Origin of the sequence: Burkholderia sp. LS-044, from assembly GCF_004803625.1 — a bacterium.
GTDB classification, from domain to species: domain Bacteria; phylum Pseudomonadota; class Gammaproteobacteria; order Burkholderiales; family Burkholderiaceae; genus Burkholderia; species Burkholderia cepacia.
In genome coordinates, this window is sequence record NZ_SSWO01000004.1 from 425,665 (window position 1) to 441,546 (window position 15,882).

General features: G+C 69.1%; 13 protein-coding genes. 5 read left to right on the forward strand and 8 right to left on the reverse strand.

The genetic code is table 11. The annotated features are described in order from the left end of the window. Positions 1-17 precede the first annotated feature (17 nt). Complete coding sequence (locus E9536_RS13420; RefSeq protein WP_027787919.1) at positions 18-974, reverse strand: LysR family transcriptional regulator; 957 nt, start codon at positions 972-974, stop codon at positions 18-20. A 188-nt stretch (positions 975-1,162) separates the two neighbouring features. On the opposite strand from E9536_RS13420, the gene E9536_RS13425 reads away from it, so the two are divergent. The 4 genes from E9536_RS13425 (at position 1,163) to E9536_RS13440 (ending at position 5,244) form a co-directional block, all read left to right on the forward strand. Beyond that, a complete protein-coding gene (locus tag E9536_RS13425; protein WP_136469967.1) occupies positions 1,163-2,473 on the forward strand; it encodes an MFS transporter in 1,311 nt (436 codons plus the stop codon). A gap of 31 nt (positions 2,474-2,504) precedes the next feature. Further along, a complete protein-coding gene (locus E9536_RS13430; protein ID WP_136469968.1) occupies positions 2,505-3,776 on the forward strand; it encodes a Zn-dependent hydrolase in 1,272 nt (423 codons plus the stop codon). A gap of 49 nt (positions 3,777-3,825) precedes the next feature. Next, positions 3,826-4,848 carry a histone deacetylase family protein gene (locus tag E9536_RS13435; RefSeq protein WP_136469969.1) on the forward strand — a complete coding sequence of 341 codons (1,023 nt, stop codon included), beginning with the start codon at positions 3,826-3,828 and terminating at the stop codon, positions 4,846-4,848. A 105-nt stretch (positions 4,849-4,953) separates the two neighbouring features. Further along, a complete protein-coding gene (locus E9536_RS13440) occupies positions 4,954-5,244 on the forward strand; it encodes a hypothetical protein (protein ID WP_124815552.1) in 291 nt (96 codons plus the stop codon). A 32-nt stretch (positions 5,245-5,276) separates the two neighbouring features. Here E9536_RS13440 and E9536_RS13445 read toward each other — a convergent pair whose 3' ends face one another. The 6 genes from E9536_RS13445 to E9536_RS13470 all read right to left on the reverse strand — a co-directional run bounded on the left by E9536_RS13445 (position 5,277) and on the right by E9536_RS13470 (position 13,295). Beyond that, positions 5,277-6,239 (reverse strand): spore coat U domain-containing protein, encoded by a 963-nt coding sequence (locus E9536_RS13445; RefSeq protein WP_124815554.1) that lies wholly within the window; start codon positions 6,237-6,239, stop codon positions 5,277-5,279. Then, the gene (locus E9536_RS13450) at positions 6,236-8,533 is read right to left on the reverse strand and encodes a fimbria/pilus outer membrane usher protein (protein WP_240690280.1); all 2,298 of its coding nucleotides are present in this window, start codon (positions 8,531-8,533) and stop codon (positions 6,236-6,238) included. The genes E9536_RS13445 and E9536_RS13450 overlap by 4 nt, the downstream gene beginning before the upstream one ends. 94 nt (positions 8,534-8,627) lie before the next feature. Next, positions 8,628-9,347: a molecular chaperone gene (locus tag E9536_RS13455; protein ID WP_027787912.1), complete on the reverse strand. Its 720-nt coding sequence runs from the start codon at positions 9,345-9,347 to the stop codon at positions 8,628-8,630. Between the two features lie 15 nt (positions 9,348-9,362). Continuing rightward, entirely contained in the window at positions 9,363-9,860 is a 498-nt protein-coding gene (locus tag E9536_RS13460; protein WP_027787911.1) for a spore coat U domain-containing protein, read from the reverse strand. Positions 9,861-10,438: 578 nt separating this feature from the next. Further along, positions 10,439-11,644, reverse strand: coding sequence for an MFS transporter (locus E9536_RS13465; protein WP_027787910.1), 1,206 nt, complete (start codon positions 11,642-11,644; stop codon positions 10,439-10,441). 739 nt (positions 11,645-12,383) lie between these two features. Next, the gene (locus E9536_RS13470; RefSeq protein ID WP_136469970.1) at positions 12,384-13,295 is read right to left on the reverse strand and encodes a LysR family transcriptional regulator; all 912 of its coding nucleotides are present in this window, start codon (positions 13,293-13,295) and stop codon (positions 12,384-12,386) included. Between the two features lie 179 nt (positions 13,296-13,474). Between E9536_RS13470 and E9536_RS13475 the strand changes: the two genes are divergently transcribed. Next, a complete protein-coding gene (locus E9536_RS13475) occupies positions 13,475-14,395 on the forward strand; it encodes a pyridoxal-phosphate dependent enzyme (protein ID WP_119339059.1) in 921 nt (306 codons plus the stop codon). 199 nt (positions 14,396-14,594) lie between these two features. Here E9536_RS13475 and E9536_RS13480 read toward each other — a convergent pair whose 3' ends face one another. Next, positions 14,595-15,794 (reverse strand): DUF2242 domain-containing protein, encoded by a 1,200-nt coding sequence (locus E9536_RS13480; protein WP_136469971.1) that lies wholly within the window; start codon positions 15,792-15,794, stop codon positions 14,595-14,597. Positions 15,795-15,882: the final 88 nt, after the last annotated feature.

The following is a 15,882-nucleotide window of genomic DNA, read 5'->3' on the forward strand; positions in this document are numbered from 1 at the left end:
CCGGCGCGCTCGCGCCGTTACTTCCCGAGCCGCTCTGCCAGCGAATGGCGCTGCATGCAGCGCTCCATCGCGTCGAGAAACGCGTGCTCGGCCGCGTTCATCTTGCGATCGCGATGCCACAGCAGGAACACGTCGACGTCGACGAGCCCTTCGTCGGGCGGCAGCCGCCACAGCCGCTGCTGGGCGATGTCGTCGCGCACGATGTGTTCGGGCAGGCAGCCGATCCCGTAACCCGCGAAGATCAGCCGCCGCACTTCCTCGAGGCTCGGCGACGATGCGACGATGCGCCCCGTGAAGCCCTTCTGGTCGCGAAACACGGTGAGCGGCGACAGGCTGTCGCCGATCTGGTCGCTCGTGAACGACACGAAATTCTCGGCGAGCAGATCGTCCATGCGCAGTTGTGTCTGCCCGAACAGCCGGTGATGGCGGCCGCAGTAGATCGCATAGCGCTGGCGCAGGAAGCAGCGCATCTCCAGCTTGTCGTGCGGCGTGCGGCACAGGCCGAGCCCGGCCGTGGCGGTTTTCTGCAGCAGCGAAGACAGGATGTCCGACGAGCGCATCACCTCGATCTGCAGGTCGATGCGCGGATACGCGCGATGGAATTCCGCGAGGAATTCGTCGTAGACGGGCGACTCGATGCGGCTCACCGTCAGCAGCCGGATCGAGCCGGTCAGGTCGGCCGTGCTGTCGTCGATTTCGGTTTCGAGGCGCGAGATGCCGCCGTAGATGTCGCTTGCGATCCGGTACACGGCTTCGCCCGCCGGCGTCGTCGCGAAGTGCGTGCCGCGCCGCTCGATCAGCTTGCGTTCGAGCGTGTCCTCGAGCCGCCGCAATGCCTGGCTCACGGCCGGCTGCGTCACGTGCAGGCGCGCGGCCGCGCGGCTCACGCTGCGCTCCTGCACGATGACGAGGTAGGTGCGCAACAGGTTCCAGTCGAGACGGTCGTTCAGGAACGGGGCGAGGTCGGGGCGCATCGGGTCTCCGGGCGAGGCGTCGGGTGGATATTAGTTGAATTTATACGGTGAATAATAACTTGAAATTTGACTAATGATTTGCGGTCGCCGATAAAGGAGGGGCGCCGCAGCGTGCGGCGCAAGGCCGCGACAGACGGCCGTCCACGATATTGCGCGTCGCGCCGCAGCGGCGCGCGTCAGGAGCCCGCATGACCCAGTCCCTTCCTTCCGCCCGCCAGCCGGGACGCGCCGCGACGGCCGCGTTCATCGGCACGATGATCGAGTGGTACGACTTCTACATCTACGCGACCGCCGCCGCGCTCGTGTTCGGCGAACTCTATTTCCCGTCGCATGACCGCTTCGTCAGCACGATGGCGTCGTTCGCGACCTTCGCGGTCGGCTTCTTCGCGCGGCCGCTCGGCGGCGTGATCTTCGGGCACCTCGGCGATCGCATCGGCCGCAAGAAGGCGCTGATGACGACGCTGATGATGATGGGCGTCGCGACCGTCTGCGTCGGGCTGCTGCCCGATTATTCGACGGTCGGCCTGCTCGCGCCGGTGCTGCTCGTCGCGCTGCGCGTGGTGCAGGGGATCGCGGTCGGCGGCGAATGGGGCGGCGCGGTGCTGATGGCGGGCGAGCATGCGCCGCAAGGGCGGCGCACGTTCTTCGCGTCGTTCGCGCAGCTCGGCAGCCCGGCCGGGCTGATCCTGTCGCTGATCGCGTTCCGCGCGGTCACGTCGATGGACAAGGCGGACTTCCTCGCGTGGGGCTGGCGCCTGCCGTTTCTCGCGAGTTCGGTGCTGCTCGTGGTCGGCATCCTGATCCGGCTCGGCGTGAACGAGTCGCCGGAATTCGCGCGCGTGAAGGAAACCAACCGCACGGTGAAGCTGCCGGTTGCGGAAGTGTTCCGCTCGGCGTCGGGGCTCGTGTTCCTCTGCATCGGCGCGAACACGATCGGCATCGCGGGCGTCTATTTCACGAACACGTTCATGATCGCGTACACGACGCAGTACGTCGGCGTCTCGCGATCGCTGATTCTCGACAGCCTGTTCGCGGTCGCGATCATCCAGTTCTTCGCGCAGCCGGTCGCCGCGTGGATCGCCGAGCGCATCGGCGGCGCGCGCTTCCTGAAACTCGCGGCGCTGCTCGCGATGCTGTCGCCGTATCCGATGTTCATGCTCGTGCAGGGCGGCACGTCCGCGTCGCTGATTGCCGGCATCACGCTCGCCGTGGTGTGCATGGCCGGCTTCTATTCGGTGATCGCGGGTTTCGTGAGCGACGTGTTTCCCGCGCACGTGCGCTATTCGGCGATCTCGCTGGCTTACCAGATTTGCGGCGCGATCGCGGGCGGGCTGACGCCGCTCGTCGGCACGTGGCTCGCGCATCGCTTCACGGGCCAGTGGTGGCCGCTCGCGGTGTTCTACACGTGCCTGGCCGGCATCTCGCTGCTCTCCATCGTCGCGATCGACGCACGCCGCGCAGCGCGGCCGGCCGCCGCCGAAGCGCTCGGCTCGCAGTGAACCTCAACGAACGAATTCATCCGGAGTGCACATGAAAGACCTGCTGGAAATCGACGGCGCCCGCTTGTGGCAGAGCCTGGCGGACATGGCGCGCGTCGGTGCGACGCATCGCGGCGGCGTGCGGCGCCTGGCGCTCACCGACGACGATCGTCGCGGGCGCGACCTGTTCGCGCAGTGGTGCCGCGACGCGGGGATGACGGTGAGCGTCGACGCGGTCGGCAACCTGTTCGCGCGGCGCGACGGCGTCGATGCGCAGGCCGCGCCGGTGCTGATCGGCAGCCATCTCGACACGCAGCCCGAAGGCGGCCGGTTCGACGGCGTTTATGGCGTGCTCGCCGCGCTCGAGCTCGTGCGCACGCTGAACGACGCAGGCATCGCGACCGGCAAGCCGCTGGAAATCGTGTCGTGGACCAACGAGGAGGGCGCGCGTTTCGCGCCGGCGATGCTCGGCTCGGCCGTGTTCACGGGCGCGTTGCCGCTCGACGATGCGCTCGCGAAGCAGGACGCCGACGGCATCACGCTCGGCGCGGCACTGGACGCCTGCGGTTATCGCGGCGCGCGCGCGACGGGCGGCGCGGTCGATGCGTACTTCGAAGCGCATATCGAACAGGGCCCGGTGCTGGAGGCCAACGGTACGACGATCGGTATCGTCACGGGCGGGCAGGCGATCCGCTGGCTCGACGTGACGGTGACGGGCGTAGCCGCGCATGCGGGCACGACACCGATGCCGTATCGCAAGGACGCGTATTTCGCGAGCGCGCAGATGGCGCTCGAACTCGAACGGATCGTCGCCGGTCATGCACCGCGCGGGCTCGCGACGATCGGGCAGGTCGGCATCCGCAACGCGTCGCGCAACACCATTGCCGGCGACGTGACGTTCACGGTCGACCTCCGTCATCACGACGATGCGCAAGTCGACGCGATGGAGCGCGAACTGCGCGATGCCTGCGCACGTGTCGCCGCGGCGCGCGGCGTGCAGGTCGCGATCGACACCTGCTGGCGCAGCCCGGCGACGCCGTTCGATCGCGACTGCGTCGAACTGGTCGCGCAGGCGGCTGCCGCGTTCGGCTATACGAACGAGCGGATCGTCAGCGGCGCCGGGCACGACGCGATCCTGCTCGCGCGCCGCGTTCCGACCGCGATGGTGTTCATCCCGTGCGTCGACGGCCTGTCGCACAACGAAGCCGAGGACGCGCTGCCCGCCGACGTGACGCGCGGCACGAACGTGCTCCTTCATGCGGTGCTCGCGCGCGCCGGCGTCGCGGCGAGCGTTGCCGTGGCGGCCGCCACGCAGGATGCGTGACAGCGCGAACCGATCGATCGACCGACAGAACAACCGACGAGGGCAAACGATGAACACCTATTTCCATCCCGAGCAGCTGCTGCACCATCCGCGCAGCTACCTGTCGCGCGGCCGGATGCGCGAGCCGCAGGAAGTGCCCGAGCGCGCGGCGCGGCTCGTTGCGGCCGTCCGGTCGCTCGACTTCGACGTGCGCGAGCCGGCCGATCGCGGCACCGCGCCGATCGCGGCCGTGCACGACATGAACTACCTGCGCTTTCTGGAAGAAGCGCACCGCGACTGGAAACGGATGCCCGACGACTGGGGCGACGAAGTGATGTCGAACGTATTCGTGCGGGATCCGAACCCGCTGCGCGGCGTGCTCGCGAAGGCCGCGCGCTATCTCGCCGACGGCAGTTGCCCGGTCGGTGCGAACACGTGGCGCGCCGCGTACTGGTCCGCGCAGAGTGCGCTTGCGGCTGCGGCCGACGTCAACGACGGCGCACGCGACGCGTACGCGCTGTGCCGGCCGCCCGGCCATCACGCGCGCCGCGACGCGGCCGGCGGCTTCTGCTACCTGAACAATGCGGCGATCGCCGCGCAGTCGCTGCTCGGCCGCCATCGCCGGGTCGCGATCCTCGACACCGACATGCATCACGGGCAGGGCGTGCAGGAGATCTTCTACGGCCGCGACGACGTGCTGTACGTGTCGATCCACGGCGACCCGACCAACTTCTACCCGGTCGTCGCGGGTTACGAGGAAGAGACGGGCACGGGCGCCGGCGACGGTTTCAACCTCAACCTGCCGATGCCGCACGGCGCGCCCGAGTCGGCGTTCTTCGAGCGGCTCGACGACGCGCTGCGCGCGCTCGCGCGGTTCCAGCCCGATGCGCTCGTGCTCGCGCTCGGCTTCGACATCTACAAGGACGATCCGCAATCGCAGGTTGCCGTCACGACCGGCGGTTTCGGCCGGCTCGGCGGGGCCATCGGCGCACTCGGGTTGCCGACGGTGATCGTGCAGGAAGGCGGCTATCACCTCGAAAGCCTCGACGCCAACGCGCGTGCGTTCTTCGGCGGGTTCGCCGCCGCGCGCTGACCGGCGCGGCGGGGTTCGACCGCGTGCGCGCGGATTGAGGTTTTCCGCGCGCATGCCGATAATTCGCGCATCTGCCTGGATGGATGCACGAAGGAGGGCCGCACGATGACAGCCGGCCAGATCACACGCGGTGCGATCGCGCTCGCCGTACTGGGCGCAGGGCCGCTCGCGAGCGCGGCGGAGCCGTCGATTCCGCTGCGAGTCAGTCTCGTCATTCCGGAAACGTGCACGATCGACGCCGGCGCGCCGCAGGCGGCTGCCGATGCCGGCATGCCGAGCGTCAGTTGCATGCACGGCACGCCGTTCGTGCTCAGCCACGCGGCGCTGCCCGATGCACGGTCGGCGCCGCGCAGCATCGGCGCGGGCGCGCCGCCCGCATGGACCGTCACGTTCTGAGCGGCGCGCCCGCCCGTTCACGCCGTTGAACGCTAGAAACTGATCGTCGCGGTGATCGTGTCGCTGTAGCTGCCGGGCGCGGGTGTGGCCTGCGCCGGCACCGCGCCGTACACGGTCACGACCTGCGACGTGCCCGTGCCGACACCCGTGACCGTCGCGCTGCCGCCCGTGCCGTCGCCCCATCCGATCGAGTGCGCGGCGTCCGTATACAGCCCGTAATCGATCGTCCCGCCACCACCGCTGCGCTTCATCTGGCGCGCCGTCACGTCGCCGCTGCTGCCGCTGCTCAGCGCGATTTTCCACGCGTCGCCGTTGGTGCATTGCGCGGTGATCGTCCCCGTTGCCGCGAGCGTGCCCGACAGGATGCTCGCGGTGCCGAAGTTCACGTTGGTCGCGTTGATGTTGCAGTTGTTGATGACGTCCGCCGTCGCGCCGAACGGGAAGGTGCCGCTCGACGTCGTCAGCGATGCGCAGGTCGGCGCGACGAGCAGGTAGAACCCGGTGTTGATCGACGTCGTGTTGCCGCCGAACTGCTGCGAATAGGTCGTGGTGCTGTTGCCGGTCGTCGGCACGGTCGGCTGGTTTCCGGTGATCTGTCCGTACACGGTGACCGTCGCGGACGCGCTCGTGCCGAGCGCGGGTTTGGCGAGCGTGACGGATGCCGGCGTCGTGCCGGAATACACCGAGCCCCACGCGACCGAATGTCCGCCGTCGAGATAGAGGTCGTACTGCATCGCGTTCGTGCCGTTGACGAGGCTGCGCGGGCTCGTGCCGCCGAGGTTCAGGCACACGAGCACGTTCGGCACCAGCGAGACGGTCGACCACGTGCAGGTGACGCTGACGGTGCCGGTCGCGGTGACCGGTGCGTTGGAGATCGGGCTGACCGATCCGAAACTGACCGTCGACGCCGTGGCCGTGCAGGACTCGGCCCGCGCGTGATGCGGCACGCCGCACCACGCGGCGAACGCGATGACGAGCAGCAGCGCGAGCCTCATGGCGCTGCCCGGCAGGTGAGGGGCCCGATGGTCGGCAGCGTGCCGTTGCCGGGCGCGGTGAACGCGAATTCCGTGATGCAGCGCTGCGTGCCGGAGTCGATCACGAGGTGGTTGTCCTCCTTCAGTCCGTCGATGAACGTGAGCCCGTCGTAGCCGACGATCGTATCCGCGCCGCTTTCGGCGTGATGCACGCGCGCGCCGGCCGGCAGCGGGCGGCCCTCGGCGTCGCGCAGGATCACCGACGCCGCGCGATAGCGCGACACGCCGAAGTGCGCGACGACACCCGATTGCGCCTGCGGCACGACCGTCATCGACGTGCGGGCGATCCGCGCATCGGCGGGCAGCTTCATCGAGTCGATCGCGATCTGGTTGTTCTGGTACGCGTTCAGGTCGGGCACGAGCAGGTGCCCCGCGCGGTCGGTCGTGCCGATCACGCGGTTCTCGTGCAGCACCGGAATGCCCGCGACGCCGTCGGTCGACACGAGCGCGAAGCCGTCGTCGATGCGGCGCGACACCTGCAGGCTGCTGTCCATGAACACGAGCGCGCCGCTCACGTCGAGCGACGCGCCGGTCTGGCGGTCGATGTGCTGCGCGGCCGCGATGACTTCGCCCGCGTGGCCGAGATACCGCAGTTGCGCCTGCCGGTAGGGCACCGCGCCCGTGCCGCCCGTCTGCACGCCCCAGCCCCAGCCGCCGCCGTAGTCGGGCGGGCGGCTCGCGTCGACGGTGTAGTTCGACTGGCCGCGCTGGCGGCCGACGGTCGTGTTGATCGACGTGTTGCGGCCGAGCCCGATGTTCAGCGACACGAACGCGCCGTTCGCACCCTGCTGCGCGAAGTCGCGGTACGCGCTCACGCTCAGCGACGCGAGATCGCCGAAGCCCAGCGTGTACGACACCGTGCCGATCCGCGTGCTCGGGCCTTGCGGCATCCGGAAGCCGATATAGCTGAGCGACAGGGTCTGGCGGTGCATGAACGGCAGTGCGAGCGTCGCCTGGTCGGTCGCCGCCGGCGCCGTCGCGCCGTCGCGCGAGGCCAGGTCGCCGTAGCGGCCGAACGCGCGGATCGTCTGCGCGTTGATCGAGAAGCGCGGCTCGATCAGCTGGTAGCCCACGCTCACCTGCGTGCCCGGAAAGCGGCCGGCGCTGCCCGCGACCGCGCCGCTCACGACGCCCGCGTAGCCGAGCCGCAGCAGCGCGCCGACGCCGGCGTTGAGCACGCTGCCGGTCGCTTCCGCATGCCCCTCGACGGTCAGCGCGTCGGTGACGCCGCGCCGCATCGAGCCGCTGACGGCCGGCCGCGCGTCGTAGTCGAACGACCGCAGCCCGTAGTTGCGGCGCAGGAAGCCGGCTTCGAACGAATAGCTCGACAGCCCGGCGGACAGCATGCGCGTATCGACGTAGAGCGGCACGGAGGTCGCGACGGTGCGGCCGAGCGCGTCGCGCGTGATGACGGTCGCCTGGCCGGCCCCCCTGATGCCCGGCACGTCATGGATGAGGAACGGGCCGCTCGGCACGTTGCCGGTGTACTGGCGCACGTTGTTGATGTAGAGGTCGACGGCCGACGGGACGGCGGCGGAGCCCGCGAGCGACGGGATCGGGAACGTGACGAGATCGGGGCGCAGCGCGAAGTTGCTGCGCCACTGGAAGCCGCCGATGCGCACCGAGCGCGTCCACGCGAGCGACCCCGAGATCGTGTCGCCGATCTGCGTCGTGCTCGGCCGCGCCGGGTCCGAGCGGCTCCATGACGTGTCGAAGCGCGTGTAGCGCCGCTGGCCGTTGTAGAAGGTCGCGGCGCCCGTGGTGTCGAACACGCCGCCCGGATCGAAGTAGCGCACGTCGGTGTAGAGCGAGTACTGCCGGTCGCCGATCGTCTGCGCGTACGCCTCGTAGTTGATCGCGACGCCGCGCGACGCGCTGGCCGCCTGCGTGGGCGGCAACGCACGGCTGTCGACCGCGTACGGCCGGCGCAGCGAGTCGGGCATCCGCAGGTCGACGCTCTGGCGTGCCGCGTCGTAGCGGTAGCGCAGGCCGGGAATCGCGTCGAGGTCGACCGTCGCCGCGTCGGCGAGGCCGAGCCGGTCGGTCGCGACGCCGATCGTGCGCAGGTCGGCGCCGCTCGCCGACAGGTGGCCGTCGCGTTCGCGGAAGTGCGCGAGCAGCGTCGTGTTTTCGCCGTTGACGCTGACTTCGAGGATCACGTCGTGCGTGCCGTCGGTCATCACGAGTACCGGGAGTTCGTCAGCGCGCACCGGGCCGAGCGCGAGCAGGCCGCCGGCCACGACGGCCGCGAGCACGGCGCGCGGCGAGCGGCGCGGCGTTCCGCGTCCGTTGGCCGGGGGCGTGCCGGCGCGTGGCGAAGGGGGAGAGGCCGGGCGGCGCACCGGCGGTCTAGCCCGGCGGCTCCACCGCGACGACCGCACTGGCCGGCTGCGAATTGACGGCCGCCCGTACCGTGACCTTGCCGCCGAGCGCGACGCCGGCCGGCAGCGGTACGCTCCACTGGCCGGTTCGGCCCGCGAGCGCGTAGCCGAGCAGCCCGCGCGTGAGCGGGTACGCGCGCCCGTCGCCGGTCACGAGTTCGACCGACGCGAGTTGCGCGCGCCGCGTGCCGCCGTTGTGCACGCGCAGCACCCAGCCGCCGTTGCTGCGCAGGAGCGCCCAGTCGAGCTGCGGCGCGCCGTTGGCGGCCGGCTCGACGAATACCGGAATCGAATAGCGCAGCCGGATCGACACGCCGTTGGCCGGTGCCTCGCCGGGCTGCGGCAACTCGTCGATCAGCAGCCGGTAGGTCTGTTCGGTACCGGCTGGCGTACGCGAAGCGCGCACGACGCGGATCAGCTGCTCGGACTGCTTGCCGACTTCGATCAGCGGCGGGCTGGCGAGCAGATCCTGGGTGGGCGTCAACGCATCCTGGCCATTGGCCTGATCCCAGCGGAACACGCGCACCTGCCCGTACACCGGGCGCTCGCCCGGATTGCGGAGCGTGATGCCGGTGGCCGTGTCGTCGGCGCCGAATTCGATCGTGACGGGGGAAATCTGCAGCGACGCGGCGTGCGCGGCGCCGGCCGCGCACAGCAGCGCGGCGAGCGTTCGACGTAATGCGGACATGGGAAGCAGCGCCGGTCAGAAGTAGGCGGTTGCGGTGATGGTCGTCTGATAAGTGTCCGGCTTCGGCGTGGCTTGCGTGGGCACCTGGCCGTAGACGGTGAAGGACTGTGCGGACCCCGTGCCGGTGCCGGCCACGGTGTCCGTGCCTTGCGTGTTGCCCCAGATCGTCGTCCGTCCGGCGTCCTGGTAGAGCTGGAAGCCGACCGTCGTCGTCGTGTTGCCGGTCGCCGTGCCGGCCATCAGCCGGCTCGCGACGGTCGACCCCGTGACTAGGCCCGCGTCGAGACCGACGTTGTACGGCGTCGTGTTGGTGCAGGTGACGCTCAAGGTCGTCTGCTGGTTGATCGCGGCGGACAGCACGCCGTTCGTGCCGAAGGCCAGCGGGTTCGCCGTGATCGCGCAGTTCGGTTGCAGCGTGAGCGTGACGTTGAAGGTGGCGGTCGACGTGCCGTTCGAATAGACGGCGGCGTCTGCGGCGGGTGTCGAAAGGCCGACTGACAGCGCGAGCGACAATGTGGTGGATACGATGGCGACTTTCACGCAGATCCCTCATCGATCGAATTTTCGTTGGATTTATGCCGCGCTTCGCAGGCCACGGTACCGCAAATGCTGATACGAACCCGCAATTCTTTCAATATTAAAATCGGCGCTGTTTCATTTTGTTACATCTGGATTGGGTGTTGAGTAAATAAACTCGTTAAGAATTTCTATTTGTGATTTCAATGTGCGAATTGAATGAAATATTTCCTGCGATGTAGCAAGCGCTTCATGAATCATGCCGGATTCGGCCGCGATTTTTTGCGTGAATCGGCGGGATGAATCACCTGTACGGAATGGTTGATTAATGAATCTGGCGGAATTGAGGGGGGGAAATGAATCATTCAAGTGGATTGGATTGGTTTCCGTAATTCGCAAGAGAATTTTATTCTTGTCGAAACGGGATTTACGGATATTCCGGATATCCGGACTGGAAGAATGAATGAAGTGGAATTGACGGTTGAAAACGAACGCGGCCGCATCGAGCGGCCGCGAACGTGTGTTGGTGCGGGGTGGTGATCCGGCATTCGTCGCCGGCGGACGGCGTGTCGCGATTACGAATTCGCGGCGGCCGGGGCGCGGCGCTGTTGCGCGATCTGCAGGAAGACGAGCGCGAGGCCGGCCGCGGCGATCAGCCCGCCGACGAGCGGCACGGCCGCATACCCGAAGCCCGCCGAAATCGCCGCGCCGCCGGCGGCCGCGCCGAGTGCGTTGCCGAGGTTGAATGCGCCGATGTTGACGGCCGACGCAAGGCCCGGTGCCTCGTGGGCCGCCCGCATCACGCGCATCTGCAGCGGCGGCACGACCGCGAACGTCGCGATGCCCCACACGAGCAGCGTGACGGCGGCGCCGGCATGCGTGCTGGCGAGTACCGGGAACGCGACCATCGTTGCGATCAGCAGCAGCAGGAAACCGATCAGCGTGCCGTCGAGCGAGCGGTCGGCCAGACGCCCGCCCGCGATGTTGCCGATCGAGAAGCCGACGCCGATCAGCACCAGCATCGCAGTCACGAAGCCGGGCGTGGCGCCGGTCAGGTGTTCGAGCGTCGGTGCGACATACGTGTAGAGCGTGAACATCGCGCCGGCGCCGAGCACGGTCGTCCCGAGCGCGCCGAGCACGACGGGGCGCGTCAGCACCGAGAGTTCGGCGCGCAGGTCGGGCATCTTGCCGGCTTCGCCCTTCGGCAGCGCGGCGAACAGCCCCGCGATCGCAACCAGGCCGAGGCCCGCGGTCGCCGCGAACGACATGCGCCAGCCGATGATCTGGCCGAGCCAGGTCGCGGCCGGCACGCCGCCGACGTTCGCGATCGTGAGACCCATGAACATCGTCGCGACCGCGCTGGCCTGCTTTTCGCGCGGCACGAGGCTGGCCGCGACCACCGAGCCGAGCCCGAAGAAGGCGCCGTGGTTGAGGCTCGTCACGAGGCGGGCGAGCAGCAGCGTCGTGTAGCCGGGCGCGAGCGCCGACAGCAGGTTGCCGATCGTGAAGATCGACATCAGCGCGATCAGCGCCGAGCGGCGCGACCAGCGCGCGAGCAGCAGCGTCATCAGCGGCGCGCCGACCATCACGCCGATCGCGTAAGCACTGATCAGCATGCCGGCTTGCGGAATCGACACGTGCACGCCTTCGGCGATCACCGGCAGCAGGCCCATCGGCGAGAACTCGGTCGTACCGATGCCGAATGCGCCGGCGGCGAGTGCCAGCAGCGGCAGCGCGGCGCCGCCGCCCGGGCGGGAAGGAGAGGAAGTCGTGGGGTTCACGCGATGTGCTCCTGTAATCGAGAAACAACGGCACGAGGCCATTGAGGACAGTGCGAAGTGTGCCTGCTTCACTTTTGCGGAAAAAGCCGTATCCGGACGAAATTATCTTGATTTCATTTCAACAATGCAGCGTACAGCGAAACCGGCAGACGGCGCGGGTGAACGAGCGGAGGGCTTTTGTGAAAGCGGGTTGTAAAGATGGGCAGGTGACGCTCGACCGGGACAGCGCGATCCGTGGGCGGTTCGACGCGGACGGATGCCCGTTTCGCCCTTTTTCGCCCGGTGGCCCGGAAGCCGTCCGCCGCCCGTCCGGCGGCGCGGATCCGGCGGGCCGGCGAGGTGGCGGTCATCGTCCGGCGCGAGCGTCGCGTCACCGCCGGAAACCCTTTTCAGACAAGGCGCGCAGGTAAAAAAAGCCCCGGCCACAGGGGGACCGTGACCGGGGCAGAAACGCATCCTCTCTTTGGCACGAGGGTGGGATGCGCGCGAAGTATATTTCGACGCATGACAATTCGAACCGGCGTTAAACGGCTGTTTTGGGTGTCAATTTAAAAACACCGGCGCTGCGGCGCCTTCCGTCGGCGTTTTGAAAGATGTTTAGCGCAAGCGATGCAGGTGATTAGTACGTCAGGCCAGTCGAGCCGGCGTTTTGACGGAGGGGCATCCGGTCGTGGATCGACGGGGCGAATTCGGCCGCCCGATCGTAGGCCGGGCGCGTCTTCGGTCGAATTGCGTCCGGTCAGTCCGCTTCGCCGGCCGCATCGCGCACGGCCGCCAGAAACCGCGCGACGACGGGCGACGGCGGCACGGCGGCGCCGTCGAACACGAACTCGATGTCGAAGCGGCTCGCGAGTTCGTCGAGCGCGACGAGCCGGACCGTATGCGGGCAGGTCGGCGACGCGCTTTCCGGCACGAACGCACAGCCCATTCCGGCCGCGACGAGGCCGATCAGCGTCGGGATGTCGCTGCCGACCTGCGCGATGCGCGGCGTGAAGCCGGCCTGCCGGCACTGCGCCATCAGGAACCGGTGATGCGCGGCGGAGCGCTGCGCGTCGAACCACACGAACGGCTCGTTCGCGACGTCGGCCAGCGTGCGCGGCGCGGTGAAGTGTCCGCCCGGCGGCGCGGGCATCGCGAGCACGAAGCGGTCGCTCAGCAATCGGACGCCGGACAGGTGCGGCGCCTCGTCGCGACGCCACGCCATGATGCCGCCGTCGAGCTGGCCGCGCACCAGCGCGTTCGCCTGTTCGGCCGACAGCATCGGCGCGATCGACAGCTTCACGTCCGGGCAGGCATCGCGAAACGCCCTGAGGACGTTCGCGACGACAGGCAACGGCAGGCAGTTCGGCAACGCGCCGAGCCGGAGTTCGCCCAGCTGGCCGGCCGCGCTGCGCAGCGCGCGCTCACGGCTGTCCTGCAATGTCGCGAGCAGGCCGGTTGCGTCCTGCAGGAAGCTCGTGCCGGCCGCCGTGAGCGTGACGCCCGTTGCACGGCGGACCAGCAGCGGCGTGCCGATTGCGTCCTCGAGTTCGCGGATCTGTCGCGACAGCGCGGGCTGGACGATGCCGGCCGCACGGGCGCCCGCCATCACGCTGCCGGCTTGTGCGACGGCGACGAAGTAGCGCAGGTGACGCAATTCGATCTGGCGCATGCGGTATCCGTTCCGGTTCGTTGATATACCTGTGAAGCATAGCAAGTGCCATGCGATGGTATTGGAAAGCATGGAGAGCCTGCCGTACGATGGCCGTCATCGCCGCTCGCCCTCGCGGGTCGCGTGCGCTTCTTCCGTGCGTTTCTTCCGTTCGCTCCGTTCCCATTGGTTCCGTCCCCATGCCGCTTCATATCCCGACTCCCTATATCCGCTCGCAAATCGCGTCCCGCCGGCTCGGCAGGACCATCCGGCTGAAGCTCGATGCGCTGCAGCCGTCGGGCTCGTTCAAGCTGCGCGGCATCGGTGCCGTCTGCGAAGCGCGGCACGCGGCCGGCGCGCGGCGGTTCGTGTCGTCGTCGGGCGGCAACGCGGGCATCGCGGTCGCCTATTGCGGCCGCGAACTCGGCGTGCCGGTGCGCGTCGTCGTGCCGGAAAGCGCATCGGCCCGCGCCCGCGAGCTGATCCGTGTCGAGGGCGCGGAGCTGATCGTGCACGGCCCGAGCTGGGCCGAGGCGAACGCGTTCGCGCAGTCGACGCTCGGCGAGCACGATGCGTTCGTGCACCCGTTCGACGACCGCGCGCTGTGGCAGGGCCACGCGACGATGATCGACGAGATGGCGGCTGCCGGCCCGAAGCCCGACGCGGTCGTGCTCGCGGTCGGTGGCGGCGGGCTGCTGTGCGGTGTGCTCGAAGGGCTGGCGCGCAACGGCTGGCACGACGTGCCGGTGGTCGCGGCCGAAACGGAAGGCGCCGACTGCTATGCGCGCTCGCTCGCGCAGGGGCGCCCGGTCGAATTGCCGGCGATCACGAGCATCGCGACGTCGCTTGGCGCGAAGCGGCCGTGCGACGCGGCAGTCGAATGGGCGACGCGGCACGAGATTCATCCGGTCGTCGTGTCCGACGCCGACGCGGTGGCCGCGTCGCTGCGCTTCGTCGACGAGCACCGGATCGTCGTCGAGCCCGCCTGCGGTGCCGCGCTGGCTGCGCTCGAGCGGCCGGTGCCCGTGCTCGCGTCGGCGACGGATATCGCCGTGATCGTCTGCGGCGGCGTGACGGCGACCGTCGAGCAGTTGCAGACGCTGCGCGCGACGTTGCGGTAGGCGGGGCGGCCGTCGAGCGCGGCGAACGTGGCGAATGCGTGCATTGGCCGCGTATTCCCGCTGCGAAGCGTCGGCGCAATGCCGGCTACGCAACGGACAGGCAGCCGGCAGCGTGGAAGTTCATGCGCGGAACGACGGGAAGGGTGCGTATCGTCGCGCTGCGCCGGTTACGGCCGGGCGCGGCGATACGGGTGGCCGGTCAGTTTGCGGCCGGTGCGCTCGCGCCGGACGGTGCGGACGAGGCGACAGGATTGGCCGCGGCAGGCGCGGGTGCCGAGCTCGAGGGCGCCGATGCCGATACGGGGGCAGATGCGGTGGGCACGTGCGCAGGTGCGGCCGGTGCCGGTGTCGGCGTCGTAGCGGCGGGTGGGGAAGCGGCGGGCGCCGATGCGGCGGCGGCGGGTGTCGATGCCGGACTGGAAGCGGAAACAGGCGCGGAAGCCTGCACGGGCGTTGAGGCCGGTGTGGATGCCGCCCCGGACGCCGTTGCAGGTGCCATCGCCGGTGCGGGCGTCGACGCGGCGGCCGGAGCCGGTGCCGCACCCGAACCCGCACCCGAACCCGAACCCGAACCCGAACCCGAACCCGAACCCGAACCCGACGCGGCCACCGGCGCGGCCACTGGCGCGGCAGCACGCATCGCCGCCGGCGCGACCACGGCCGGCACCGCGGCCGGCACCGCGTGCGCGCCCGATTCGGGCGCGACGGCCGGCAGCGAAAGCGGCACCGGCGCCGCGGGCGGCGTCGGCACGGCCGGGGTCGTCATCTTCATCGGCTCGCCCTGCGGCGTCGGCGCGGGTTCGGGCAGCGGTGTGACGGGTTCCTTCTCGGCGGCCTTGACGGTCGCGCGGTCGCGGCGGGCCGGGTCGATCTTCAGGAAATGCTCGACGAGATTGAAGAAGCGCTCATAGAACACGCCGGCGGGAATCGTCTCGCTGGCGGTCTTGACGAGCGCGTCGTCGCTCGACCCGATCGGCAGCGACAGCGAGCCGAACACGCTGAGCCCGACGCTGGCCGACGTATTCGACTTCTTCAGCGTGTAACGATCCTGCACCGCGTTGACGTACGCGATGCTCGACGAGCCGTCCGCGTTCGCGTCCGCGCACACGACGTGAAACTCGATCACGACGTGCATGTCGTTGTTCGGCTGGAAATTCTTGCTGCCGTCGACCGCATCGTTGCGCGACGACGACACCACATAACCCTGGCTCAGCAGCGCGCGCCGCGCGGCCTCGCAGGCCGCGTCGGATTTCGAATGGAACGTATGCGCATACGGGCTGCTCGTCGCGTCGAACTGTTCCTGCTGGTAGATCGGCTTGGGCGGCGACGAGCACGCCGCCAGCACGGTCGCGGCCGCGAGCGCGCACGAAACGGAAAACAGGCGAAATCGGTTGTGCATGGCGTCTTTCAGAAGGCTTGGCGAGAGGCCGCGCAACGGCGGTGCCTGGATGAAGCGCGCGGCAATCTCGTAAGGCCGGGGCGCCATT

Excerpts from the sequence above, each read along its gene's own strand:
- E9536_RS13420 (WP_027787919.1), bottom strand. The coding sequence starts at position 974 with ATGCGCCCCGACCTCGCCCCGTTCCTGAACGACCGTCTCGACTGGAAC.
- E9536_RS13425 (WP_136469967.1), top strand. The coding sequence starts at position 1,163 with ATGACCCAGTCCCTTCCTTCCGCCCGCCAGCCGGGACGCGCCGCGACG.
- E9536_RS13430 (WP_136469968.1), top strand. The coding sequence starts at position 2,505 with ATGAAAGACCTGCTGGAAATCGACGGCGCCCGCTTGTGGCAGAGCCTG.
- E9536_RS13435 (WP_136469969.1), top strand. The coding sequence starts at position 3,826 with ATGAACACCTATTTCCATCCCGAGCAGCTGCTGCACCATCCGCGCAGC.
- E9536_RS13440 (WP_124815552.1), top strand. The coding sequence starts at position 4,954 with ATGACAGCCGGCCAGATCACACGCGGTGCGATCGCGCTCGCCGTACTG.
- E9536_RS13445 (WP_124815554.1), bottom strand. The coding sequence starts at position 6,239 with ATGAGGCTCGCGCTGCTGCTCGTCATCGCGTTCGCCGCGTGGTGCGGC.
- E9536_RS13455 (WP_027787912.1), bottom strand. The coding sequence starts at position 9,347 with ATGTCCGCATTACGTCGAACGCTCGCCGCGCTGCTGTGCGCGGCCGGC.
- E9536_RS13470 (WP_136469970.1), bottom strand. The coding sequence starts at position 13,295 with ATGCGCCAGATCGAATTGCGTCACCTGCGCTACTTCGTCGCCGTCGCA.
- E9536_RS13475 (WP_119339059.1), top strand. The coding sequence starts at position 13,475 with ATGCCGCTTCATATCCCGACTCCCTATATCCGCTCGCAAATCGCGTCC.
- E9536_RS13480 (WP_136469971.1), bottom strand. The coding sequence starts at position 15,794 with ATGCACAACCGATTTCGCCTGTTTTCCGTTTCGTGCGCGCTCGCGGCC.